At 64.1% G+C, this 23,880-nt stretch carries 26 protein-coding genes and 1 pseudogene; 11 read left to right on the forward strand and 16 right to left on the reverse strand.

The features are described from left to right. Nucleotides 1-87 precede the first annotated feature (87 nt). Together LZC95_30415 and LZC95_30420 are read left to right on the forward strand one after the other, a co-directional pair. Nucleotides 88-1,173: a BMP family ABC transporter substrate-binding protein gene (locus LZC95_30415; GenBank protein ID WXA90756.1), complete on the forward strand. Its 1,086-nt coding sequence runs from the start codon at nt 88-90 to the stop codon at nt 1,171-1,173. Between the two features lie 10 nt (nt 1,174-1,183). Beyond that, nucleotides 1,184-2,170: an aromatic ring-hydroxylating dioxygenase subunit alpha gene (locus LZC95_30420; GenBank protein ID WXA90757.1), complete on the forward strand. Its 987-nt coding sequence runs from the start codon at nt 1,184-1,186 to the stop codon at nt 2,168-2,170. 9 nt (nt 2,171-2,179) lie between these two features. Here LZC95_30420 and LZC95_30425 read toward each other — a convergent pair whose 3' ends face one another. From LZC95_30425 to LZC95_30445, 5 genes are read right to left on the reverse strand one after another with little or no spacing between them, the layout of a single operon-like run. Then, nucleotides 2,180-2,923, reverse strand: a complete 744-nt coding sequence (locus tag LZC95_30425; GenBank protein WXA90758.1) for a MerR family transcriptional regulator — start codon at nt 2,921-2,923, stop codon at nt 2,180-2,182. A gap of 57 nt (nt 2,924-2,980) precedes the next feature. Further along, nucleotides 2,981-3,643, reverse strand: a complete 663-nt coding sequence (locus LZC95_30430; protein ID WXA90759.1) for an HAD family hydrolase — start codon at nt 3,641-3,643, stop codon at nt 2,981-2,983. Nucleotides 3,644-3,674: 31 nt separating this feature from the next. Continuing rightward, nucleotides 3,675-4,130: a DUF2127 domain-containing protein gene (locus tag LZC95_30435; GenBank protein WXA90760.1), complete on the reverse strand. Its 456-nt coding sequence runs from the start codon at nt 4,128-4,130 to the stop codon at nt 3,675-3,677. Then, the gene (locus LZC95_30440; protein ID WXA90761.1) at nt 4,127-4,864 is read right to left on the reverse strand and encodes a class I SAM-dependent methyltransferase; all 738 of its coding nucleotides are present in this window, start codon (nt 4,862-4,864) and stop codon (nt 4,127-4,129) included. Before LZC95_30440 ends, LZC95_30435 begins: the two co-directional genes overlap by 4 nt. Nucleotides 4,865-4,918: 54 nt before the next feature. After that, on the reverse strand, nt 4,919-5,845 hold the full coding sequence (locus LZC95_30445) for a LysR family transcriptional regulator (GenBank protein WXA90762.1): 927 nt from the start codon (nt 5,843-5,845) through the stop codon (nt 4,919-4,921). Nucleotides 5,846-5,945: 100 nt separating this feature from the next. Here LZC95_30445 and LZC95_30450 point away from each other — a divergent pair, with 100 nt between their 5' ends. Both LZC95_30450 and LZC95_30455 read left to right on the forward strand, forming a co-directional pair. After that, entirely contained in the window at nt 5,946-6,758 is an 813-nt protein-coding gene (locus tag LZC95_30450) for an SDR family oxidoreductase (GenBank protein ID WXA90763.1), read from the forward strand. Nucleotides 6,759-6,866: 108 nt separating this feature from the next. Beyond that, nucleotides 6,867-7,994, forward strand: coding sequence for a zinc-ribbon domain-containing protein (locus tag LZC95_30455; protein WXA90764.1), 1,128 nt, complete (start codon nt 6,867-6,869; stop codon nt 7,992-7,994). 3 nt (nt 7,995-7,997) lie between these two features. Here the strand turns inward: LZC95_30455 and msrA are convergent, their stop codons facing one another. The 3 genes and pseudogenes from msrA to soxR form a co-directional block, all read right to left on the reverse strand. Continuing rightward, nucleotides 7,998-8,684, reverse strand: coding sequence for a peptide-methionine (S)-S-oxide reductase MsrA (msrA, locus tag LZC95_30460; GenBank protein ID WXA90765.1), 687 nt, complete (start codon nt 8,682-8,684; stop codon nt 7,998-8,000). Between the two features lie 44 nt (nt 8,685-8,728). After that, nucleotides 8,729-9,787, reverse strand: a complete 1,059-nt coding sequence (locus LZC95_30465; protein WXA90766.1) for an SDR family oxidoreductase — start codon at nt 9,785-9,787, stop codon at nt 8,729-8,731. 111 nt (nt 9,788-9,898) lie between these two features. Beyond that, nucleotides 9,899-10,327: pseudogene (soxR, locus tag LZC95_30470) on the reverse strand (redox-sensitive transcriptional activator SoxR). Between the two features lie 51 nt (nt 10,328-10,378). On the opposite strand from soxR, the gene LZC95_30475 reads away from it, so the two are divergent. Continuing rightward, nucleotides 10,379-10,921 carry an NAD(P)H-dependent oxidoreductase gene (locus tag LZC95_30475; protein ID WXA90767.1) on the forward strand — a complete coding sequence of 181 codons (543 nt, stop codon included), beginning with the start codon at nt 10,379-10,381 and terminating at the stop codon, nt 10,919-10,921. Here the strand turns inward: LZC95_30475 and gstA are convergent. After that, entirely contained in the window at nt 10,918-11,526 is a 609-nt protein-coding gene (gene gstA, locus LZC95_30480) for a glutathione transferase GstA (protein ID WXA90768.1), read from the reverse strand. The genes LZC95_30475 and gstA overlap by 4 nt on opposite strands. An 86-nt stretch (nt 11,527-11,612) precedes the next feature. On the opposite strand from gstA, the gene LZC95_30485 reads away from it, so the two are divergent. Then, nucleotides 11,613-12,506, forward strand: coding sequence for a LysR family transcriptional regulator (locus LZC95_30485; protein WXA90769.1), 894 nt, complete (start codon nt 11,613-11,615; stop codon nt 12,504-12,506). On the opposite strand, the gene LZC95_30490 is transcribed toward LZC95_30485, so the two are convergent. Continuing rightward, a complete protein-coding gene (locus LZC95_30490; protein WXA90770.1) occupies nt 12,484-13,692 on the reverse strand; it encodes an ABC transporter substrate-binding protein in 1,209 nt (402 codons plus the stop codon). The two genes, LZC95_30485 and LZC95_30490, sit on opposite strands and share 23 nt — an antisense overlap. Nucleotides 13,693-13,772: 80 nt before the next feature. Next, the gene (locus LZC95_30495) at nt 13,773-14,327 is read right to left on the reverse strand and encodes a hypothetical protein (GenBank protein ID WXA90771.1); all 555 of its coding nucleotides are present in this window, start codon (nt 14,325-14,327) and stop codon (nt 13,773-13,775) included. Nucleotides 14,328-14,522: 195 nt separating this feature from the next. On the opposite strand from LZC95_30495, the gene LZC95_30500 reads away from it, so the two are divergent. Further along, nucleotides 14,523-15,461, forward strand: coding sequence for a hypothetical protein (locus tag LZC95_30500; GenBank protein ID WXA90772.1), 939 nt, complete (start codon nt 14,523-14,525; stop codon nt 15,459-15,461). A gap of 204 nt (nt 15,462-15,665) precedes the next feature. On the opposite strand, the gene LZC95_30505 is transcribed toward LZC95_30500, so the two are convergent. Then, entirely contained in the window at nt 15,666-16,373 is a 708-nt protein-coding gene (locus LZC95_30505; GenBank protein ID WXA90773.1) for a glutathione S-transferase family protein, read from the reverse strand. A 35-nt stretch (nt 16,374-16,408) separates the two neighbouring features. Next, nucleotides 16,409-17,392 (reverse strand): glutathione S-transferase family protein, encoded by a 984-nt coding sequence (locus tag LZC95_30510; protein WXA90774.1) that lies wholly within the window; start codon nt 17,390-17,392, stop codon nt 16,409-16,411. 158 nt (nt 17,393-17,550) lie between these two features. Here LZC95_30510 and LZC95_30515 point away from each other — a divergent pair, with 158 nt between their 5' ends. Next, a complete protein-coding gene (locus LZC95_30515; GenBank protein WXA90775.1) occupies nt 17,551-18,018 on the forward strand; it encodes a ferritin-like domain-containing protein in 468 nt (155 codons plus the stop codon). Here the strand turns inward: LZC95_30515 and LZC95_30520 are convergent. From LZC95_30520 to LZC95_30530, 3 genes are read right to left on the reverse strand one after another with little or no spacing between them, the layout of a single operon-like run. Further along, nucleotides 17,945-18,868: an EamA family transporter gene (locus LZC95_30520; GenBank protein ID WXA90776.1), complete on the reverse strand. Its 924-nt coding sequence runs from the start codon at nt 18,866-18,868 to the stop codon at nt 17,945-17,947. The genes LZC95_30515 and LZC95_30520 overlap by 74 nt on opposite strands. A 45-nt stretch (nt 18,869-18,913) precedes the next feature. After that, nucleotides 18,914-19,681: an AraC family transcriptional regulator gene (locus LZC95_30525; GenBank protein WXA90777.1), complete on the reverse strand. Its 768-nt coding sequence runs from the start codon at nt 19,679-19,681 to the stop codon at nt 18,914-18,916. 21 nt (nt 19,682-19,702) lie between these two features. Next, on the reverse strand, nt 19,703-21,106 hold the full coding sequence (locus LZC95_30530) for a zinc-ribbon domain-containing protein (protein WXA90778.1): 1,404 nt from the start codon (nt 21,104-21,106) through the stop codon (nt 19,703-19,705). Nucleotides 21,107-21,186: 80 nt separating this feature from the next. Here LZC95_30530 and LZC95_30535 point away from each other — a divergent pair, with 80 nt between their 5' ends. The 3 genes from LZC95_30535 (at nt 21,187) to LZC95_30545 (ending at nt 23,867) form a co-directional block, all read left to right on the forward strand. Continuing rightward, nucleotides 21,187-21,738 (forward strand): GAF domain-containing protein, encoded by a 552-nt coding sequence (locus LZC95_30535; protein ID WXA90779.1) that lies wholly within the window; start codon nt 21,187-21,189, stop codon nt 21,736-21,738. 360 nt (nt 21,739-22,098) lie between these two features. Continuing rightward, nucleotides 22,099-23,076 carry a DUF2974 domain-containing protein gene (locus LZC95_30540; protein WXA90780.1) on the forward strand — a complete coding sequence of 326 codons (978 nt, stop codon included), beginning with the start codon at nt 22,099-22,101 and terminating at the stop codon, nt 23,074-23,076. Further along, nucleotides 23,070-23,867 (forward strand): ankyrin repeat domain-containing protein, encoded by a 798-nt coding sequence (locus LZC95_30545; GenBank protein WXA90781.1) that lies wholly within the window; start codon nt 23,070-23,072, stop codon nt 23,865-23,867. Before LZC95_30540 ends, LZC95_30545 begins: the two co-directional genes overlap by 7 nt. Nucleotides 23,868-23,880 lie beyond the last annotated feature (13 nt).

A 23,880-nucleotide genomic window follows, 5' to 3' on the forward strand; every position in this document is an offset into this window, starting at 1 on the left:
AAGCAAGAGAAGAGTTCGATCTCAGATCCGGCAAATCCCGCCAATTCCGCGGTTTCTGCCGCGTCTGCGAAGCCGCTGACCGTCGGAATGATCCTCGTTGGACCGAAGAACGACCATGGCTGGAACGAATCGCACTTCGAAAGCATCAAGAAGGCGATTGCCAAGTTCCCCGATGTGAAATTCGACTACATCGACAAGGTCAATCCTTCCGACCGGCCCAATTCGAAGAGTGCACAGGTCGCCGACGATCTGATTGCCCGCGGAAGTCGGTTGGTCGTCTTCAGCTCGGACGACTTCAAAGACGATGCCCTGGAGACCGCGCGCAAGCATCCCGACGTGTCCATCATCCATATTTCCGGCGACCATGCGTGGAAAGAAGGCCGGAACTACAAGAATCAGAAAAATCTAGGCAACATCGATGGTGCGCTCGAACCGGCGAAGATGATGGGAGGGTGCGCCGCCGCACTCGCCACGGAGTCCGGCAAGATCGGTTACCTCGGGGCGCTGGCCAATGACGAGACGCGCCGCCTCGTATCGTCTGCTTACTTGGGCGCCAAACATTGTTGGGAGAAATACCGAAAGAAACCGGCCAAAGAGCTGACCTTCAAGGTCACCTGGATCGGATTCTGGTTCAACATTCCAGGTGTCACTCTGGATCCCACCAAGGTCGTCGATGACTATTTCAGTGGTGGCTTCGATGTGGTGATGAGCGGGCTCGATACGCCAGAGGCCGCGGTGCAATCCAAAAAAGCGGCCGAGGCCGGTAAACGCGTGAGATTCACGCACCACGATTTCAAAACAGGGTGCGATCTCTCCCCCGATACCTGTCTTGGCGTCGGCTACTACAATTGGATGCCCGCGTACCGCGACGTCATCCGAAGTGTGCGCGAAGGCAAATTCGCCGGCGAGTTCGCTTGGCCCGGGCCGGACTACCGCGACATCAATGGAGAGGAATCCTCCGTCGGGTTCGAGTTCGGCCGCGCATTGGGCGACAAGAAGGCCACGCTCGAGGAGTTCATTCGCTCATTGGGCGACAAGAGCGTGGTCCTTCACACCGGGCCGCTGAAGTTCCAGGACGGGAGCGAGTTCCTGAAGCCGGGCGAGGTGGCCACGCCGCAGAAGATTTGGTACATGCCTCAATTGTTGGAGGGGATCACCGGCAAGAGCCAATAGACTTCCCTTCATGACACACGCCCCCCCGGATCCCGTTCTCTTCGACGATTGGCACGTCGTCGCGCGCAGCGAGCAATTGGAGGTCGAGAAGCCGGTCGCCGTGAATCTGCTGGGGGAGGACGTGGTCCTCTGGCGCGGGAAGGACGGGGTCGCCGCCTTTCGCGACGCGTGCGTCCATCGCGGTGCGCGCCTGTCGCTGGGCAAGGTGCGCGATTGCACGCTGGTGTGCCCGTACCACGGTTGGCGCTACGACGAGCAAGGTCAGTGCACGCACATTCCGGCGCAGCCCAAATTGACGCCCCCGAAAAAGGCCAAGGTCAGCGCGTACCGGGTGAAGGAGAAATACGGCTGGATATGGCTTTCTCTCGGCAATCCCGCGCGGGACGTGCCCGCCTTCGCGGAATGGGAAGATGATTCGTATCGCAAAGTGCACGTGGGGCCCTACCCGTTTCCGGCGAGCGGGCCCCGCATCATCGAGAATTTCCTCGATGTGGCGCACTTTCCCTTCGTGCACGAAGGGTTTCTCGGAGATCCGGCCTATCCGGAAATCGACGAATACGAGGCCCAGATCTCCCCCGATGACGAGATAGGCGTGATCGCGCGCGACATTTCCGTCTTTCAGCCCGATCCGGATGGAACGGGAGAAGGCCGGCGCATCGCCTACACGTACAAGGTGCTAAGGCCGCTCACGGCGACATTCGTCAAATCGTCCGCGGGCGCACGCTTCGCCATGTTTTTCACGGTCACCCCCGTGGGCGAGCGCATGTCGTTCGTGTGGGCGTACATTGCCATGGACTACAGCACGCTCACCGACGACGAGATTCGCTCGTTTCAGGACAAGATTACGCTTCAGGACGTCCCGGTGGTTTCCTCGCAGCGGCCCGAGCTCATTGCGCTCGATTTGGCCGAGGAGCTGCACCTTCGGTCCGATCGTATCTCGATTGCTTACCGCAAATGGCTACGACAATTGGGACTACGGTACGGCGTGCTCACGTGATGGGCTGACTCAGGTCTTTTTGGCGGCGTTGACCTTGACGATGTAGTCCCCTGCCTCACGCACGGCGGTCACGTCGATGCCCGGCGTGTTCTTGTGCCCCTCGCTGAACCACATCTTGCGAACGGCCGCGGCGATTCCCGGGTTGCCGCCGGTGAACGCTTGCACCAAGGCCGCCCAGCGCGCGCCGAGCTCCTGGGCCCTCGGCGAGGCGGGATCGGTGCCTTTGGCGATTTCGCCGCGCACCTCGTCGACGAGCACGCGCCAATCCTCTTGCGATTGCTTGAGCCCCTCCTCGCCCAGGGCCTCGCGGCGCTGGCGCAGTTCTTCGAGTTGTTCGGGTGTGAAATACGATTCGACGTTCATCATGGCCTCCATCGTTTCGAAGATGCTCTCCGTGGATAAGGTCTCGTCGGCGTCGATGTGCCGAACGAGGTTCTCGAGCCGGTTCAACAAGATCCGGTGCGAGACCATCTCCTCGCGCAGTCGCTCGAGGCGAAGGGTGAGGGCCTGACGAAGCGAGAAATCTCGGTCGTGGAAGGACTGGATGATGTCCTCGAGCGAAAAGCCGAGCTGGCGCAGGGCTTTGATCTGCAAGAGGCGCTCGACGCTGGCGTCGTCGTAAATGCGATGCCCCGACGACGTATGCCCCGGGCGGAGCAGTCCGATTTCGTCGTAATGGTGCAGCGCACGCACGGAAACGCCTGCCCGAGCGGCCAGCTCCCCCACTTTGAGTTGCAACGGTTTGGTCCTCACGACGAAGACCGTACGACCTCACGTAGCGTGAGGATCAAGGGCGGACATGCTCTTTTTTCAGGGCAAGACGCCGAGCTCGTCCAAGGAGGCGTCGAGGTCGGCAGCGTCGCGGTAAACGCGGTAGGCGCCGGCGCGCGACAGCTCGTCTTCGCCGTAGCCACCCGTGAGCAGGCCCACGCTCAACATGCGCGCGCGGCGCGCCGCCAGAAGGTCCCAAACGGCATCGCCCACGACGTAGCAGTCCTCGACGGCGACGGAGAGGCGGGTCTGGCACGCGAGGAACAGGTCGGGCTCGGGCTTGGCGCGGGCCACGTCGCCGCGTTCGATGACCACGGTGGTGCTGGGGATCTCCAGGGCCACCAAGGATTGATCGATCTCGGGACGGCGGCCCGAGGTGGCAATTCCATGGGGAATGCCGAGCTCGCGCAGGCGCCGCAAGAGCGCGACGGCGCCGGGAAGAGGCCGCCTCTCGGGCAGCAGCTGGCGAAAGATGGCGCCGTGGCGATCTTGAAGGGCCTTCGTCTCCTCGATGGAGAGGTTCGTGCCCGTCTCGCGGACGAGCGCGCGGGTAAATAGCCCACCGCTCATGCCGATGCGGCGGTGGATGCGCCAGCCATCGATGGGCATTCCGGCCTCGGCCAGAGCTTGCTGCCAGGCGAACACGTGGGCGTACACCGTGTCGACCAAGGTGCCGTCGAGATCGAAAATGAGGGCGCGCATGACTTCGACTTAGCGCGACCTTACGAACCTGTCACGCACGCGTACGCCGCGCGTGACTGACCAGGTATGCGACGATGGCCACGTTGAGGACGAGGATGACCGCCCGCACCGCGCTCGCGTGACGAAAGAGCCCGACGACTTCGGGCGGGAGCAGCATCGACGTGGAGATCACCACGAGCCACGGCCCCCACCACGAACCGCGCGCGAGGGCCGCTCCCTCGAGCAAGGTGAACGTGCCATCGACGCCCAGCGCAAACGCCGCGACGTAGAGATAGCGGTTCGTTGCCACCGCCTTCATGAGCGCGTCGCCCGCACGGTGCGCCCATGGGTGCGCAAGGTGATGCAGCGCGCCCGATAGCGCGTCGGCCAACGGCGTTCCGAAGTGCCCCACGGCGAGAATCAGCACCAGCAACGCGAGCACCAGTGCGAGCCCACCGCGAACGAGCTTGTACAGAATGATGAGCCGCAAGGCCCCAGGACGCGTCACTTCTGGGCCGTGTAGATCACGTACGGCGGGTACGTGCGCTCGACCTCCATCCGCTCCGCCCCCGGCCCGTCGTAGCCCTGGGGCAAGGTCGGTGTATGCGCACGGATTTGGCCGAAGCCTGCATCCTCGAGAAACCCCACGTGCACGTCCTTGGGCCAGTAATAGTCGACCACGACCAAGGGTTCGGCCCCCGGCACGGTCAGGCGAACTTCCACCGGATCACCGGCCCCGTAGGTGCGGCCCTTCTCGCCCATTTGCACGATGGAGAACGGAACGCCGATGGACGCCGGGTCGAGCTCGAGCATGGCGTACGTCGCGCCCGGGCGCAGCACACGGTACACCTCTTGAACGATGCGACGAATGCGCTCGGCTTCCGAAATGCACACGAAGATGAAGCAGCTCAGCGCACCATCGATGGAGTCCGACCCGAGATCGAGCCCTTGGTCTTGGCCAATCTGCTGGTAGCGAATCTTCGGATGGGTGCGTTTGCTGCGCGCAATGCCCAGCATACCGGACGAAGGGTCGGCGGCGATCATCGATACGCCTTCGAAGGTACTCACGATGCGCTCGGCGACCTTGCCGGTGCCACAACCGTAATCGAGCACCGTGCGGCAATTCGGTGAGCCAAGGCCGAGCGCCTCGAACATCAAGGGATAGGCCAGCGCGCGTTCGCGAATGGGCTCGTAGTCTTCGTAGCTCTGCGCAACGTCGGGCAAGTTCCAATCGGTGGGCATGGCGATCGGTATAGTACGCTCGGACCGTTGACGAGCCCACTCGTTTCGACGGCATCAGGCCGTTAGCTCGGCGAGAACGGCGCGCAGGCGTGCGGTCATGACCGTGCCCTTTCGCCAGCAGAGATACATCGGGTTACGCGCCTCGCGCTTGCAGCGCTCCGGGTGCACATGCTTGCACACCTGCACCAAGTGGCCCGCGGCCAAATCACGCGCGGTGAAATAGTCGGGCAGCACGGCGATGCCCAGGCCCTGAAGCGCGAGCTGCCGCATGTCCTCCAGGCTGGTCACGCTGCAAACCACATTGGCCGGCATGGGCTCGCGCCGGCCGAAGGCGGCACGCCACCAGGGCGCGAGCATGGCCATGTCGTTGTCGAAGATGATCATGGGGCGCTGGCGAAACTCCGCCGCGTTCTCCGGCATACCGTGTTTGCGCACGTACCCGGGCGACGCCACCGGCACGAACTGTTCCACGAAAACGACGCGCGACTCGATCGAGGACTCGGCGGGATCCTGCACGATGATTCCAAAGTCGATGTCGCCGGCGAGCAATTGCTTCGTGATGACGGAGGTCACACCGTAGTTCACGTCGAGACGCAATCCCGGGTGCGCTTTCAAAAGCTTCACCAGCCGGGGGCGCAGCCACATGGCGCTGAAGGGCGCGGGGCCGCCGATGCGGACGCGCCCCCGCACGCTCTCGCCATCCTCCACGAAGGCCGCCACGGCGTCGTCGAGAAGCGCGAGCTGGTGCCGCACCACGGCCACCAACTCCGCGCCGCTGGGGGTAAGCCGCGCGTTGCGCCCTACCCGCTCGAACAGTGGCATACCAAGCTGCGTCTCCAGCGCCTTGATCTGCTGGCTGATGGCGGGCGTGCTGATTCCGCGCTGCTTCGCCGCCTCCCCGAAGGTGCGCGCCGTGGCTGCGGCGAGCAGCGTGCGCAGCAATTCCAGATGAACGGCCTTGGGATCGAAGGATGACGGCATCGTTTTGCTCTGCTTAACAGTCCGTTAACTGCGTTTAGGTGGTTCTAACATGCCAGCGAACCTAACTTCCGCGTCGAAAGAAAGAAAACGGAGATTCGACATGGATTTGCAACTCCAAGGAAAAACGGCACTCGTCACGGGATCGACGCTGGGCATCGGCAAGGCGCTGGCGGCACGTCTCTTTCGCGAGGGGGCCAAGGTCATCGTGACGGGCCGCTCGCAAGGCAGCGTGGAGCGCACGGTGACCGAGCTTCGCGCGCTCGATCCTCGGCGTGACCCGCGCGACATCCGTGGCATCGCCGCGGACCTGGGCACGGCGGAGGGCACCGAGGCCGCACTTCGCATTCTGGCCGACGGACCGAAGATCGATATTCTCGTAAACAACGTCGGCTATTTCGAATTCAAACCTTTCCCCGAGGTGACCGATGCCGATTGGCTCTCCATGTGGGAACTCAATGTCATGAGCGGTATTCGGCTGACGCGCGCCATTCTGCCGGGCATGCTCGAGCGCAATTCCGGCCGGGTCATCTTCGTCTCCAGCGAGGTGGCCCTCAAACCGTATCCGGAGATGATTCATTATTCGGTGACCAAGACGGCGCAGGTGTCGCTTGCCCGCGGCCTCGCCGAACTGACCAAGGGCACGCAGGTCACGGTGAACAGCGTCATCGTCGGTCCGACGCAGACCGAGGGCGTGGATACCTTCCTCGAGAAGATTGCGGCGGGCGTAGGCAAGACGCTGGAGGAGGTGAAGAACGGCTTCTTCCGTCCCGAGATGAACGGCGCGTCGTTGCTGCAGCGCTTCGCCACGGCGGAGGAAATTGCGGATGTCATTGCGTTCCTCTCCTCGCCGCTTTCCGCCGCCATCAACGGCGCGGCTCAGCGCGCCGACGGCGGGCTGGTACGGGTCATTTAGAGCAACGCTCTTTCTCACCTCTCTCGTTGTGTTGCCTTGCTCGGTGTCGTTGCGACGCGCCCCATAGGCGCCCATCCATTGCGCGCAAGCTCGTGCTATTGAGGCATTGTGAGTACGAGGGTCGTCGCGGACTTTCCACGGCTCGTCGCCGAGTGGCACAAAACGCGGAACCATCACTTGACCCCGGGGCGAGTCGGCGCCGGGTCGGACAAGTACATCTGGTGGAAGTGCCCGCACGGGCGCGATCACGTTTGGCAGGCCACGCCGTGGAAACGAGCCTACGGCGAACAGGGCTGCCCGTACTGCGCGGGCAAGAAGGTGTCGGCCACCAATTCGCTGGCCAAGCAGTATCCCAAAGTGGCCAAGCAGTGGCATCCCACGAAAAATGCGCCGCTGACGCCTCACGAGGTCGTGGGCACGTCATGCCGGCGCGTTTGGTGGAAGTGTCCGAACGGGCCGGACCACGAATGGCAGACCAAGGTCGAAGACCGCACGCGCCGCGAGAATGGGTGCCCCTATTGCCGCGGCCGGCGGGTGTCGGTGACCAATTGCTTCGCCATCGTGGCGCCGGACATCGCGCGCGAGTGGCACCCGACGAAAAATGGGAAGGTCACACCCGACCGGGTGTCGGCGCAATCATGGTCCAAGCGCTGGTGGAAATGCCCGAAGGGCCGCGACCACGTGTGGCAAGCGCCCATCGGTCACCGTGTGAGCCACCAAACGGGCTGCCCCATGTGCTCGCGGAGGTTTCTCTCGGAGAGCACCACGTTGAAGGCCGACGCGCCGCAGTTTGCGCGCTATTGGCACCCGACGAAGAACGGTAAGCTGCGCCCAAGCGATGTGTCGTCGGTGAGCCGCCACAAGGTGTGGTGGAAGTGCCCCAAAGGGCCCGACCACGAGTGGCTCTGCGCCGTCGCCAGTCGTGTGCGCGCGAAGAATGGCTGCCCGTTCTGCGGGGGGCGCAAGCTCTCGGTGACGAATTCGCTGCAGGCGAAGTATCCGCGCGTCGCCTCCGAGTGGCACCCCACGAAGAACCGGCCCGTGACGCCGAAGGACATTCTGCCCGGCACGGGCCGTCGTTTCTGGTGGCGATGCGTCCTCGGCCACGAGTGGCGTGCCTTCGTGACGAATCGGACCACGCACGGATCGGGATGCCCAACGTGCGCCCCGCGAGGCCGTCGCCCTGCCCTGACCATCATCAAAAGAGAAATGGTGCGCTTTCCTTCGGATTATTGACGACTATTTGCCGTAAAGAACGCTGGGCAATGGGCAGGATTCGCGGCCTGTTTTCTCGTCGTATTGCTGGTGGTAGTCCTCCGCGATCCAGAAGCGCCCGATGGGCGAAATTTGAGTCACGATGGGCTTCTTCGCCTTGGCCTGCGCCTCACCCACGGCCGCACGCGCGGCGGTGTCTTGCTCCGGGGAGAAGGTGAAGATGGCGCTGCGGTACTGATCGCCGATGTCCGGGCCCTGGCGATTCTTCGTCGTGGGATCGTGGGAGCGGAAGAACACGCCGAGCAATTGCGCGTACGTCACCTTGGCCGGATCGAACTCCACGAGCACGGTCTCCGCGTGACCCGTGGTGTGCGAGCTCACGTCTTCGTACGTCGGCGACGACGTCTTGCCACCGGTGTAGCCGACGGCCGTGGCCACGACGCCGGGCACGTGGCGGAACGTGTTCTCCGAGCCCCAGAAGCACCCCTCGGCGAAGGCCGCAAGCGCGTGCCCATTTTCGACCACGAGCGGGGTCCCCCGCCCTGCTTGCCCCGGGTTGGTGCCCACCGATGTTTTGGCCACTGCACCGCGGGAGGTCTGTCCCGCGGTGGTCTCCGCCGCGGCGGCTTCATTGGAGGTTCCGTGGCAACCGCTCGCGACCACGGCAACGACAGCGGCTGCGCCCTTTATCGTCTTGATCATGCGAAACATGATGGGTCTACGCCGGGGGCGCGCTCGTGGTTTCGTCGGATTCGTCAGGGGATGTACTTCTCGCGTCGAAGCCGGCCGAGGTGGCGCAGAAAGCTCGCGTGCGTGTCCTCGCACCCGTTGAAGCCGGCCTGGCGAATCTTGATCGTGCTCTGCACCATGTCGTAGTCCGTGCCGAGCACGGCATCGGTGAAGCCCCAGGCAACAACCTCCGACCATGGCGTGGGGCGCAGGCCGTGCTTTTCCACGAGGCGGTTCCACTGCGGCTCCTTGTCACGCATCTGTTCGACGAGGCTCATCGGCTGCGGCGCCGCGTACGGCATATCGAAGAAGCCGGCAATGTCCGGCCAGAGATGCTGCCAGCGGAAGTAGTCGCCATTGGTCACGTTGAAAATCTGGTCCGCGGCGGCCTTCGTCGTCGTCGCCCACTCCGCCGCCTGGGCGAACAGATCCGCCGAGGTGACCTGATGCAGTGCCGTCCACGCACCCGGCTTTCCGGGAAAGCGCAGAGGCACGCCTGCGTCTTTGCACATCGAGGCATACACGGCGATCCCCATCAGCAGGTTCATCGGCGATTGCAGGCTCAAACCGATCACCGCGTCGGGCCGGAGCACCGTCCACTCGAAGCCGTACTTCTTCGCGCGGTCGGCCAAAAGGTCTTCCTGGTCATTGTAAAAAATGGGCCCCAATAGCCTCGGATCGCTCTCCTTGGCCGGCGTCTTGTACGGCCCCAGGTGCTCGCCGTACGACTTGCCGCCACCGGCCAGGACCACGTGCTCGATAGGCGCCTTCGCCGCGGCGAGTGCATCCAGCGTATTCGCGAGCATGGTGACATTGGGTGCGACGGTTTCGGCCATCGTGGGCCGTTCGAGGTACGCCGTGAACACCAGGTGCGTGGTGGAACGCGCCTCGGCGAGCCGCTCTTTCGACGCGCGCGCATCGAGCAGATCCACCGAGAGATGCCGCGGCGGCGTATGCCCCTCGAGCCCCGTGAGAGCACCGCGACGCGCGACCGTCGTGAGGGCCCAATCGGGCAGGGAGGCAAAATGCTCGGCAACGGCGCGCCCGAGGACTCCATGCGCCCCGGCCAGCAAGACATTCTTCATCACGTTCTCCTTTGGTTTCTACACCAACGGTAGTTTGCGCTTCGTCGCCTTTGTAGCCGCGGGCACGTCACAGGATTTGTGCCCCGAGCTCTCCGTGCTGAGCCGCCACCGGCGCGCGCCGGGCCCTTGGCGCCCCAGTCTGTCGTACGGATTGACGAGCACGCAGCGCTCCAGCGAGAGGCAACCGCAGCCGATGCAATCGGTGAGTCCATCGCGCAAGAGGCGCAGTTGCTCGATGCGGATGTCCAGCTCCTCACGCCATCCGGCGGAGAGGCGCGCCCAGTCCTCGGGTGTGGGCGTGCGCTGCTCCGGGAGCAGGGCCAGCGCCTCGCGAATCATCGTGAGCGGGATGCCCACGCGCTGGCCCGCGCGGATGAAGGCCACGCGGCGAAGCGCATCGCGCGCGTAGCGCCGTTGGTTTCCCCTCGTGCGCCGGCTGCGAAGCAGGCCCTTGGATTCGTAGAAGTGCAGCGCGGACACGGCAACGCCGCTGCGCGCGGCCAGCTCGCCGACGGTGAGCTCCGACATGCGCGAGACCATAGCGGATTTCGCATTGACCTCAAGTAATGTCGAGGTTCTATCGTCCTGGGCATGAACGACACGACTCTTTCCATCGGCGTCATCCTCGGCAGCGTGCGCGAGGGTCGCAAAGGCGAACCCATCGCGCGATGGGTGATGGACCTGCTCGGTACGCGGACCGATGCTGCGCCGGAGCTTCTCGATATTCGCGACTTCGATCCTTCCTTCGCACAGCGCTGGCCCGAGCGCATCGCGGCGCACGACGGCTTCGTCATCGTCACGCCCGAGTACAACCATGGCTATCCGGGCACGCTGAAGAACGCCCTCGATGCGCTCTATGGGCCGTGGAACGACAAGCCTGTCGCCTTCGTGAGCTACGGCTTCTCGGCCTCGGGGGCGCGCGCCATCGAGCAGCTACGCCAAGTCACCAGCGAGCTTCGCATGATGCCCATTCGCGACGAGGTCAACCTACGCCTCGGCGCCTTCCGCACCGACGACCGCGGCTTCCCCGCCGACGCGCGCGCACTCGAACGCGCCGATGACGTCATGACCGAGCTGCTCTTTTGGGGTCGCCTCCTCAAAGAAGGCCGCCGCCGCCGCCCCGCGCGAAACTAATACGAGGCGATTTTCATCCCGTGCCCCAGAATCGCCTCGCGGACCTTGGGGCGCTCGGAAACGCGGTTCATGAAATCGCGCAGGTGCCGATACGGTGCGAGATCGACCTTGGCGTAGGATGACCATCCCACGATGGTGAACAAGTAGGCATCGGCGGCGGTGAACGTGCTGCCGAGGAGGAAGGGACCACCCTTGGAGAGATGGCGCTCGACGAGGGCGAGGCGGGTGGCGATTTTCTCGCGTGCGACGTTCTGCGCCTGCTCGCCGTACTCGGGGTGAAAGAGCCAGGGGCTGTACATCTTGTGCAGCTCCGACGAGATGAACGTGAGCCACGACTGCAGCTCGTAACGCGCCGGCGTACCGGCCTGCGGGGCCAGGCCCGATTCGGGCGCGCGGTCGGCGAGGTATTGCACGATGGCCACGCCCTCGGTGAGAACCGATCCATCGTCCAGGCGCAGCGCAGGGACGTAGCCCTTGGGGTTGATGGCGGCGTACTCGGGATCTTTGCCGAGTGCGACACGCTGGAGCTCCAAGGGGATCCCAGCCTCGGAGGCGACGATGTGAGGGGAGAGCGAGCACGTGCCGACGGCGTAATAGAGTTTCATGCGCCCAAAGGTGGTGCCTACATGCACGCAAGGAAATATGGCACGATCGCAAGATGACTTTGCGTTCTGCGCAAACTTCGTTCGCCATGGATGATCTGCACTTGCTCACCGTGCTGGCCGAGACGGGATCGCTGGCGGCGGCCGCGCGGAAGCTCGACGTGCACCATGCGAGCGCGTGGCGAAGGCTGGGGGCGCTCGAGCAGCGCCTGGGTGTGCGCCTGTTCGATCGCGGGCGCCATGCCTATGTGCCTACGCCGGCGGGCGAGGAGGCGGTGGCCTCCGCGCGGCGGGCCATGGGAGAGCTCGACGAGCTCGAGCGCCGCCTCATGGGGCGCGATGTGCGGCCCACCGGCATCGTGCGGCTCACGACGACGGAGACGCTGCTTCGCCTACTCGCGCCGGTCCTCGTCAAGCTTCGGGCGAAGCACCCCGGCATCGTGCTCGAGGTGGTGACCGCCGACGCGTTCTTCACCTTGAGCCGCGATGCCGACATCGCGCTGCGCCCGGCGGTGAACGCGCCCGAGCACCTCGCCGCGCGCAAGCTCGCCACCATCGCCACGGCGGTTTACGCCTCGCACAAGTACCTCGAGCGACGAGCGCGACCGCCGGCCGAGCACGATCACGACTGGCTCGCGCCCGACGACCACCTCGCGCACCTCGGCTCGGCGCGATGGATCGATGCGCACGTCGCGCCCGAGCGCATCGTCTTTCGCGCAAGCTCGATCCCTGCGCTGCACGCGGCGGCGCGCGCGGGGCTCGGCCTTGCCGCACTACCTTGCTACATGGGTGATGCCGACCCGCGCCTCGAGCGCGTCCTGCCGCCGGTCGCGGAGATGGCCTCCACGCTCTGGCTCCTCACCCACCCGGATCTGCGACGCACGGCACGCGTTCGTGCCGTGCTCGATCTGCTCGCGGCGCGGCTGGTGCGCCACCGCGAGCTGCTCGCCGGAACCTTGATTAAGGCTCCACCGTCGCGTTGAACTTCGGCGCGTTCTTCTCGATGCCGATGACGACGGCCGATTTGATCGCGTTGTGCTTCTCGTCGATGTGCACCGTGCCGCTGACACCCTTGAAGCTCTTGGTGTTCTCCAGCTCCTCGCGGATCGAGGGACCGCTGAGATCTTTCGCACGCTCCATGGCGGCGAAGGCCAGGTTGGCGGCGTCGTACCCGAGAACCGCGAAGGCGTCCGGCGTCGCGTTGTAAGCCTTCTTGTACTTGGTGATGAACTCCTGCACCACCGGCGAAGGGTCGTCCGGGCTGTAGTGGTTCGAGTAGAACGAGCCATCCAGCGCGCCCTTGGCAACCTCGAACAGCTTCGGCGAGTCCCAGCCGTCGCCGCCCATGAGCGGCTGCTTCATCCCGAGCTCGCGCGCCTGGCGGCCGATGAGAGCGACCTCCGTGTAGTACGCGGGCACGTAAATCGCGTCCGGGTTCTTGCCGCGCACGGCGGTGAGCTGCGCTTTGAAATCCGGCTCGCCCGACTTGAAGCTCACGTCGCCGACGATCTGCCCGCCCATGGCGGTGAACTTCGCGGTGAACGAATTGGCCAGGCCCACGGAGTAGTCACTGCCCACGTCGCGCAAGATGGCGACCTTGTTCACCTTCAGGTTTTCCCGCGCGAACTTCGCCATGACCGTTCCCTGGAACGGGTCGATGAAACAGGTGCGAAAGACGTACGGCCGCGTTTTGTCGCCGTCTTGCGTGACCTTGGCACTGGTCGCCGACTGCGTGATCATCGGGATGCGATTCTGGTCGGCAATCGGCGCGACGGCGAGCGAGCGGCCCGATGTCTCCGGCCCCAGAATCAGCGTGACCTTGTCCTGCGTAATGAGACGCGTTGCGGTGACCGCGGCCTCTTCCGGCTTGCCCTGATCGTCGAGTGTTTTGAGCTCGAGCTTTTTGCCTTTGATGCCGTTTTTCTTGTTTTGCTCTTCGACGGCGAGCTTGAACGCATTGTCCGACGATAGGCCGTACGTTGCCTCGCCCCCGGAAGTGGCGCCGACGTGGCCGAGCAAGATCGTATCGCGCGACGGCGTAGTTGCCGTCGTCTGCGTCTCCGTGCTCGTGCCCGACTTGGCTTCTTCCGTCTTTTTTTCGCGACAGCCACCCATGAACACGGATGCTGCCGCCCATACCGCCACGACCAATGCGTGCGAATAGCGCATGGCTACGAGCTTTAGGGCCCGAGACGATGCGTTGTCAACTCACGCATGACCGGACCGGCACATCCTGTCCGATGTTGCGTTTAGGTACGGCGGCGACGAAGAACGACGCCTCCGCCGAGGACGGCTTTTGCCACTTCCTCGCCGTCGCGCAGCGCAGGCGGGGCCGCCACCTCGGGCTCGGCCGGCGCAGCTTCCTGCGGCGCCTGGAGCACCTTGGGCTCACGCGGCTTGCGACCACGCCGGCTTGGAATCTTTTGGACCGGCGGCAATGCGGGCGCCGCCTCGGCCTGCACGGACGCCAAAAGCACCGACGGGTCCGTGATGGTGAAGGCCGTGTCGTGCGGCGGCGGCGACGAATCGCGCAACGGCAGTGCGAGCTGGCTGCTCGCGACGGCCGAAGGTTTGCGCGTGGTACGAGCACGGCCACCGCCACGCGTTGGCGTGGGGCGTTGCCGCGCTGCAGGGCGAACCCGCGCAATATCCGCCTCGGAGAAATTGAAAAGGCGTCCGGTTGGCGTGAGCGCAGTGCCAAGTGCAGCGACTGCACTTTGGCGTAGGGCGTCGAAAACGGCGTTTACGAGCTCGGTCTGGAGCTGCTCCACCGTGGCGGCGAGCGAAGGTTGACGAGACTTCACGGGCGCTAGGGTTTACGTGTTTGGCGGCGCGGCGTCTAGCGGTTCTGTTGGGGACGACCTCGCCCCAGCGCAGGCGGGCGTCCACGAAAGGCCTATTTTTCCGCGGTGAAGTCCACTTTATGAATATTTATTCAGCCCCTGGAGGCCGCCACGAAAAGGTGCCGAAAGCGCCCTCCGCCGCTTATGGTGACGTACATGCGCCAAAGGAGCGGAACGACGTCGTCACGGGTGCATTGGATGATTCTCCCGCTGGTCGCCGCGGCATGCTCCTCGGGCGCCGGGGCCGTCGCGCACGGGCCTCCGGAAAATCGCGGCGATGGCGTCGTCGTGCCCGCGGACGTGGACGCGAGTTATCTCATGTACGATCGCGCCAAAGACCGCGTACTGGTGCAGCGAAATCCAGATAAAGCGTATCGGTCGGCTTCGGTAGTCAAAATATTGATCGCATTGGATTATTTGTATTCCCACGGATCGTGGAGCGATATTCCGCCAAAGGACTTGGCGGCTCTTCAATCGATGTTGCGCTCGAGCGACGACGATGCCGCCAATGATTTTTGGGACCGCGCCGGCCAAATCGCCATGGTGGATCGCATGGCAATCAAGCTGGAATTGCAGGGCATCCGGCGACCGGCCAATCCCGATTTCTGGGGCCATACGGCATTCACCGCATTGGATATTCTACGAATCTATCGATATTTACTGGACGGCCCGAACGACGATTTCCGGCGCTTCGTATTGGACAATATTGGAATGTCGACTTCGTGCGCGACCGACGGGCGTGATCAGTATTTTGGTATTCCGCGGGCGGTGCATCCACCCTTTCGCATCAAGCAAGGATGGTCGGCTTTCGGCGACGTGCCAGCTGGACGAGAATGCCAGCCCGCCGCACCGCACGCCGAACGCCCCGGCGTGGGCACCACCGCCCCGCCGACGACCGAGCCCTCGCCGCGCACGGCCCCGCCGCCGGACATCGATCTCAAAAGCCGCCTGCTTCACACGACGGGCTTGGTCGATCAGGACCAGAAAATCCTGATCGTCCTCACCCTCCATCCGAGAACCACGACCTGGGAAGACGCAGCCACGAAGATCACGTCCGTAACCCAACAAGTCTACACCGCCGGCACACGCCGCTAACCCGCTCCAACACCGTTCTCGGCAAAGAAGAAGGAAACCGCCAGGGCGCCAGGATCGCCAGGGTTGTCCACGGAAACGACCTTGTTCCACGTTGTTTTGTTTTGGCCAACACTCGAAGACCGCTAAAAAAACCACCAGAAAACAAAAAAACCAGCCGTTACCCCTGGCGACCCTGGCGTCCTGGCGGTTCCTTCTTCTTGGAGTTTAGCGGCGGCGCGGGGCCTTGCGGGCGAAGCCGTCGAAGGCGTTGAGGAGGTGTTCGCGCCAGGCGAAGATCGGATCGTCGGGCGGAAGCAGCTCGGTTTGGCTCACGCCGCGGGCCCACATGAACATGGAGAACGCGCAGTAGTCGGCGTAGGCGGGCGCGTCGCCGGCGACGAAGTCGCGATCGGTGAGGATGGTGCGCAAGGGGTTGAGCGCCTTTTGAAAGTGCGCCAAGTTCGCGTCCTTGTCGGCCACGAAGGCCTCCAGGCGCATGCCGAACCGCTTCTCGCGCGAAGAGCGGAAGTACTCGCGGTCGGACTCGTGGATGGAATTGTAAACGTCCAGCAGAATGACCCGCAGCAAGTACGGAAGCACGCTGTCGGTCCACGCGTTCACGAATTGCGTCAGCGGGATCGTCGCAGGATCGCTGAACAACGAGGGGCGATCGGGAAAGCGCTCCTCGAGATGGAGCGCGATGCGCCAGGAGTCGGTCACGACCTGCTCGCCATCGCGAAGAACGGGAACGAGCCGCTGGCCCGAGAAGGCGATCGTCTCCTTCTCGGCGAAGCGCACCGGAACGTGTTCGACCTCCAGGCCCTTGTGCACCAACGCCATGCGCACTTTCCAACAGAACGGACTGAACCTCAGCTCGGGATCGGCTCCGGCCAATTCATAAAGGGTCAATCCTGACGTGTCGTTCGCGGTCATGTTCCTCGTCCCAGGTTGGCTTCCGTAGCCTTAGCTCAAAGCAGATGCGAGCGGCCGTGCGGCGCGTTGAAATCGTAGAGGGGTCCCACGGGGACGATCCCGGTGGGGTTCACGGCCTTGTGGCTCATATAATAGTGCCGTTTGATGTGATTCATATCGACGGTCTCAGCCACACCACGCCATTGATAGAGGTCGCGCGCGTAAGCGGACAGATGCGGATAGTCGGAAAGGCGCCGCAGGTTGCACTTGAAATGGCCGTAGTACACCGCATCGAAGCGGATCAAGGTGGTGAAGAGTCGCCAATCGCATTCCATCGGCGTGCTGGCCACGAGAAAGCGGCGGTTGCGGAGGCGCTCGTCCAGCCAATCGAGTGTCTCGAACAACGGCGCGACAGCGACCTCGTACGCCAGCTGCGTGGCGGCGAAGCCCGCCTTGTACACGCCGTTGTTCACCGTGGCGTACACGCGGTCATTGATGGCGTCGATCTCCGCGCGCAAGGGCTCGGGGTAGTAGTCCCCCGGCTCGGCGCCGACGTCATCGAAGGCGCTGTTGAACATGCGGATGATGTCCGCCGACTCGTTGCTGACGATGGTGTTCCGAACGCGGTCCCATAGAACGGGCACGCTCGCACGGCCGCTGTAGCGCGGATTGGCACGCGTATAGAGTTGGTACACGTAGGAGACGCCTTGCAGTGGGGCGGGCACCACGCCCTCACCTTCGGCAAAGGTCCACCCCTGCTCGGTCAGGAGCCAGTGCGTGACGGAGACGCCCACGATGTTCGTGAGACCCTTCAGCGAACGGTAGATCAGCGCGCGGCTCGCCCAGGGACAGGCCAGCGACACATACAGGTGGTACCGCCCTGCCTCGGCGGGGAAACCTGCCTCGCCCGTGGGGCCCGCTGCACCGTCGCGCGTGATCCAATTTCGGAAGCTCGTATCGGGTCGGATGTAACTACCGTCGGGCCCGCGGGAGAGCAGTCCGGCGTCGAAGTGCCACGTACCGTCGATGAGCATTCCCATGACTGCAAGAGTGCCACGCGTGTGGTCCGCTGCGCACGTACTGTGAGCACTCGCGACGCGGCAAAGACGCGAGCGGAAGCGATTCGATTGGCACGAGCCTCGCTCTCCACCCCTACCGCAACGCGATTGATCACGTTTGCGCAAGAAAGGAGAACGCCATGGCAACGATGGTGGGAACTCAGAAGGACCTGGTGTCCTTGCTTAATCAACTTCTCGAGCTCGATTACGATGCAATCGAAGCGTACAAAGCCGCCATCGCGCGCTTGAAGGACACCTCGGACAGGGCACAGCTCGCATCGTTCATGCACGACCACGAGCGCCACGTCCGTGAACTCGGCGATGCGATCGTGGGCATGGGCTCACGCCCCTCGAACGGTCCCGACGTGAAGCAGGTGCTCACCAAGGGCAAGGTCGTGTTGAGTGCGCTCATCGGCGATCGATTGATCCTGATGGCGATGAAGACCAACGAGAACGATACGAACACCGCCTACGAGCGCGCGGTGAATCGAACGGACCTCCCGCAGGATCTGCGCGCGGTCCTGGAGCGCAACCTCACGGACGAGCGGCGGCATCGCGCGTGGATTGCCCAGCGGATCGAGGTGCTGAACGCCGCCGCGCATCCTTAGACGCGTTCGACGAGGCGAGCCACGCACCGCCCGCGATGAAAAGGCACGCCAGGGCGATGTTCCACGAAAAGCGCGCCGCGCCCGAGACGATCAAGAGAAGCGTCGAGAGGAGCGGCGTCGCATAGGAGAGAACGCCGAGAAGCGGCAGGTCGCCATGCTTCGTGCCGTAATCCCATAGAAAAAAGGCGGCGCCCACCGGACCAAGGCCCAGGGCGATCGCCGACGCGATCTCGTGCGGCGTCGGGACGAGCGTCGTCTCCGTCGCCGCATGAACGACGCCGCCCAGAACGGCGGTCACCAGGCAGAAACCCGTCACCGTGTCGACCGGCACGGTGACGAAGCGGCGGTTCGCGACGGAGTAGCCCGCCCAGGTGCATGCGCACGCCAGCGCGGAGAGATAGCCCGCCGCGTGCTCGGGGCGAATCTCGGCGTGAAAGCGCTGATCCGTGACCAAGAGCACGACGACACCGCCGAGGCCCATCGCCGCACCGGCGAGCGCGCGCACACTCCGCGCGCCGGACAGGATGACGATGAGCAGCGGCCATAGGTACGCGATGAGGCTCACGTGCACGGCAGGAGCCTTCGCCAGTGCGACGAAATAGAACGCGTGAAAGCCGAAGAGGCCGCCCACGCCCACGAGCCATACGCGCAGCGGCTGCCGAAAGGCTTTTTTCCAGGCCTCCGGACCGCCGGCGCGCGCCATGCGGACGAGTCCGAGCGCGGTGGCGACGGCGAAGGTCATGGCCAAAAGTTGGAACGGCGGCAGGCGCCGCGCCGACGTGCTGAGCCACGCCAGCGTCGCCCAAAGGCCAATGGCTGCACACCCGAGTCTCGTCGCACGCGTCTTCATGGAGCGCGCATCGTAGGGATTCGCCCCGGTGTGTCTTGGCCGAGACTACGGCGCCTTTGTTCCAGACTGCCGAAACGCACCGGGCGTGGTGCCCCGGCGCGCACGCATGGCGCGCGTGAGGCTCGCCTGATCCGAGTACCCGCAACGCAGGGCGATCTCCGCGATGGACAGGGCGCGCTCGGACAAGAGCCGCTCGGCGCGATCGAGCCGCCGATCGGCCACATAATCCATGGGCGTCATGCCATAGACGGTGCGAAAGAGCGCGTGCATCCGACTCGCGCCCATCGATGCAGCGGCCGCGATGTCCGCGACCCGAATGGGGCCCGCGTAGTGGCGATGGATGAAATCGACGGCGCGGCGAAGGCGCTCGCTGCACTCGTTTGGCTGGTGAAGCTCGGCCAGCGCCAGCAAGAGCAACCCCGCACCGTGCTGCTGCACGCGATCCGCCGGCTGCGCGCTCTCCAAAAGAGGAAGCAATCCGCGCGCGAGATGCTGCACGGATGCCTGCACGGCAAAATAATGGGCGGCCGCGCCGGATCCGAACCATCGCGCCGCCGTACCTGTCGAGAGCATCTCGCACATGCTGTCCTCGCCCACGTCGAGCACGAGGAAGCGGTTGTCGCCGATGCCCTCGAAGGCGTGCCACTCCCCCGGGGCGATGAGCGCCCCGCGAAAGCGGTCCAGCCGATCCTCCCGATGCCCCACGGCAATGCCGAGCGCCCCTTCGATGGGGACGATCAGCTGGTGCCACGCGTGCTGATGCCGCTCACTCTGGTGCGGATAGCAGCGCACGGAAAGATGCGGGAGCGGCATGGCTCCCGCCAAATTACCACATTAGAAGCTGGCCTCCGGCTGGGGGCGCTTCCGCGGAGCGGGCCGCCTTTGGGTCGGGGCTTCCGGTTGCGGCGCCGCTCTCTGCAGCGAGCGCAGCGGGCCGGGCGGCAGGCTCCACACGCAATGCGGGCAGCCCGATTCGCCTTCCAGCCTGCGGTACGGTGACACGTACCAAACGTGCCCCTTGTTGCGCCGGCACTGCCACCACACCTTCTTGCGCGACTTGCCCGTGACGAGCGACGGCAGCGAGCTGCGATTGAGGCGCGGGTGCCATTCCGCCGCGAGCTGCGGATGCTTCACCGCGAGCGAGTTGGTCACCGATAGACGCCACTCCCGGCAGAATGGGCACTTGGAGCCCTTCTTGTACCGATCGAGCACCGTCGCGCGCCACTGATGATCGGGGCCGTTCGGGCACTTCCACCACACCTTGTACACGGCGGTAGCGCGCACGTCGGAGAGCGCGCGGCCCACGTTCTTCGTCGGGTGCCACTCGGCGGCCAGGTGCGGCGCCAAGGTGAGAAGCGCATTGTTCGCCGCCGTTCGTCGATTGATGCAGAACGGGCACCGGTTCTTCGCGCGGAAACGTTGGTTGGGCGGAGCCTCCCACACATGGGACGCATCGTGCTCGCAACGCCACCACACGGGATCGTTCGACCAAGGTCCCACGTCCTTCGCCGAGAGCTTTCCGTTCTTCGTCGGGTGCCATTGGCGTGCGAGCTCGGGTGCCAGGACCGCGATGGATCGATCGATGGAGATGCGCCGGTTCACGCAGAAGGGGCAGTTGGGCGAGACCGTCGTGCGGTCCACGATGAACGACTGCCACTCGTGCGCCGGGGCCTTGGGGCACTTCCACCAGGCCTTGAACTTGGAGCCCACCACGAAGTCTTCCGGGGTGTGCTTTCCGTTTTTCGTCGGATGCCACTGCGCGGCAATCTCCGGCGCGTGGATCGACAGACGGTTCGTCACGGAGACCTTTTTGCCGGTGCAAAACGGGCAGCCCGCGGGCAGCTTGCCCGTGCGCGACTTGGGCATCGCATGCCACTCGTGGTCGGGGCCTTTGGGGCACTTCCACCAAATGCGCTTTTGCGAGCCGTAGCTCACCTTCCACGGAACGGTGTCTCCGTTTTTCGTGGGGTGCCACTCGGCCATGAGCCGCGGATAGCCGGCGACCCATTGCTTGGAGGTGCGCAGCTTCATCCCGCGTTCGCGAAAGAGGCGTCGCGCCCGCGCAATCTGCGCCCGCGTCAAATAAGGATGAATGTCCGCCCACCGGTACCAGCGGCGCTCGAGCCTCTTTCGCGCGGGCTCGATGCCGGCAAGCAGGGTGCGCACTTCGTTCTCGGGCAGTCGAACCAGCGTGCCGAGGTCGACGTCTTCCACCAATTCGTACGACGAAACCGCCATGCTCCCCCCCTCGTGCCTTTCCTTAAACCGGCGAAGAATAGACCGCCTTCCATCCGCCGCCTATGCCATTCTCTCGTGCCATGAGCGAAGGCATCGTGTTTCCCGGTCATGATTTGGTCTCTGCAACGCGTGGAGACCTATTGCCCGAGTCGGCCCGCCTGGAGCGACTCGACGTTGCCCTCCCCCAAATCCTCGCCGCGGTCGATGGCGAGACGGACCCGATTGTGATCCAGGCAACATTATCGGCACTGTTATGGGAAACGCTACCCCAAACGAGCTGGGTCGGTTTTTACCGCAGAGTGGCCCCGAGTACCCTCGCGGTCGGACCTTATCAAGGGCCGATGGGGTGCCTTCGCATCGACTTCAACCGGGGCGTGTGCGGCGCCTGCGCTCGAACCAACGAGACCCAGCTCGTGCCCGACGTCCGGGTCTTCCCAGACCATATCGCGTGCGACGACGCCACCTTGTCCGAATTGGTGCTGCCCGTCCGCGACAGCAACGGCCGTGTTCAGGCGGTGCTCGATCTGGATGCGCGAATGCTTTCCGGTTTCTCCCAAGCCGAGGCGACCCGGTTGGAATCACTTTTGTCCCAAGCGTTTCCCAAGTCCGTACTTTGGCCTACATGGGAGTGAGAGAGGGTTTAGGGTTTAGGGTTTAGGGTTTAGGGTTGAGAGATGACGGAGAGCGTCAAACTCTCTCTTCTCCTAAACCCTAAACCCTATACCCTCCCATGAACCGCACGCGATCCAGGTGGTGGATCGAGCACCACTCGTGGTCGCGTTGGTTGCCAGCATTTTCTCGCGAAAACTACCTCGAAACAGCTCGGATTCGCGACCGTTCGCGATGCAAAGGGCGGGCCGGGTTGCGTGTGAATCTTGCTTTACCTGCCATCCACGCGAATGGCACCGCGAACCACGCAAACAAGACCGAGGCCAAGAAGCCTCCTTAACGACACACGGGGTGTAAGCCTCGTCGAATATGCACTTCTTCTGGTGGCCATCTGCGTCTTGGCAGCGGGTGGCTGGAAGCTTCTTGGGAGGAACGTCAAATCCCAGGTCGAGTGTGCGGCCAACATGGAGGGCTGCGGCAGCGGCAGTGGGGGCGGTGCAAACGGCTCCTCCTCCGCCGGCGGAAACGCGGAGTCCTCGGCGACGGGGCCCGCGGGCGGAGCGGCGCGAGCCCTCGCGTTCACGGCGGCCGACACGCCGGGCGGCGGATCGTTCAGCGAGCAAGTGAGCGGTCAAGCTCCGAAGCCCATCGACGGCACCTTCGCCGACATCGCCGCGGACGTTTCGCGAGGCACCCCCGGCACCGGGCCAATCGACGGGTTCACCCGATTGACCGACGAGCAATTGCAGGCCGCCGGGATCGACCCCTCCTCGCTGCGCGATCCTTCCAGTGGCTTTCAAGCAGGCATCTACCGCGACGCGAACGGCAACACCGTGCTCGCGTATTCGGGAAGCAACGACTTGAAGGACTGGAAGACGAACTTCACCCAGGGGCTCGGATTCAGCGACGCGCAGTACAACCAGGCCATCTCACTCGCCAAGGATGCGAAGGCCGCCTTCGGCGACGACCTCGTCATCACGGGCCATTCGCTCGGCGGAGGTTTGGCCGCCACCGGTGCGATCGCCACGGGTTCGCCTGCGGTCACCTTCAATGCCTCGGGCGTCAACGACAAGACGATCCAGCGCCTCGACCTCGATCCGGATGCCGTCCGGCAGCAAGCCGAAAACGGACAGATCCGTCGGTACGCCGTCGACGGAGAGATTTTGACGAACCTGCAGGAAAAGAACATCGCAACCAGGGGGATCATGCCCGATGCGCTCGGGCATAAAATCACGCTGCCCGATCCTCAGCCGCTCTCGGGCGTGCAGAAGTGGATTCCGGGTGCGCGCACCAAGCATGGTATAGATTTACACTTGATCGGCCCAGTCCAAGACTCGATGCACAAGTACCCGCCATGGTGATCCGTATCTCGCAGTTCTCATTTTGGCCCACGCTCTTGCTGTCCGTCGCGGTGCTGTCGTGCAACGCGTGCGGGAAAGGCACAGAGGGCAAGAAGGAAAGCGCATCGGTGGAGAATTCGATCGACGCGACGCAGGTCTTCGCCGATCCGCAGGCCGCGCAGGTGGCCGACGCCGCGGCCAAAGGAGATACCGCGCGGATCGCGCAGCTGATCAAGGCGGGCGCGAATCCGAATGCTGTCGGCGACAAGGGAACGAGCTTGCTCGAGTGGGCGATGCTCAACAAGAACAAGCCTTCGTTCGAGGCCTTGCTGAACGCGGGCGCGGATCCGACGCACACCGACGAGCAAGGTGACACGGTGATGCACTACGCGGCGAAGGCGAACGACGCGGCGTACCTCGATATCTTGATCGCGTCGCATCGCGTGGACGTGAACGTGCCCAATCCGGTGAGCGGTACGACGCCACTCATGGCCGCCTTGATGGCCGAACGCGAGGCGCAGTTCCAGAAATTGCTCCAGGCGGGGGCCAATCCCAATACGACCGATCGGGCCGGCAATACCGCGTTACACGTGGCCGCGAAGATCAACGAGAACCAACGGGTGCTGGACTTGCTCAAGGCGGGGGCCGATCCGCTGGCTAAAAACCGGCAAAACGCGACGTTTCAGCGTTACCTCAACATGACACCTTCGACCATCTTGTCCGCAGATGCGAAGCGTCAACGCGAAGAGGTCATGGCCTGGCTGCGTGAACACAACGTACCTGTGGAAGACGCGCACCCGAAAAAGAATTAAAGTGCCGGCCCAC

This window comes from Sorangiineae bacterium MSr12523 (assembly GCA_037157775.1).
Lineage (GTDB): Bacteria > Myxococcota_A > Polyangia > Polyangiales > Polyangiaceae > Pendulispora > Pendulispora brunnea.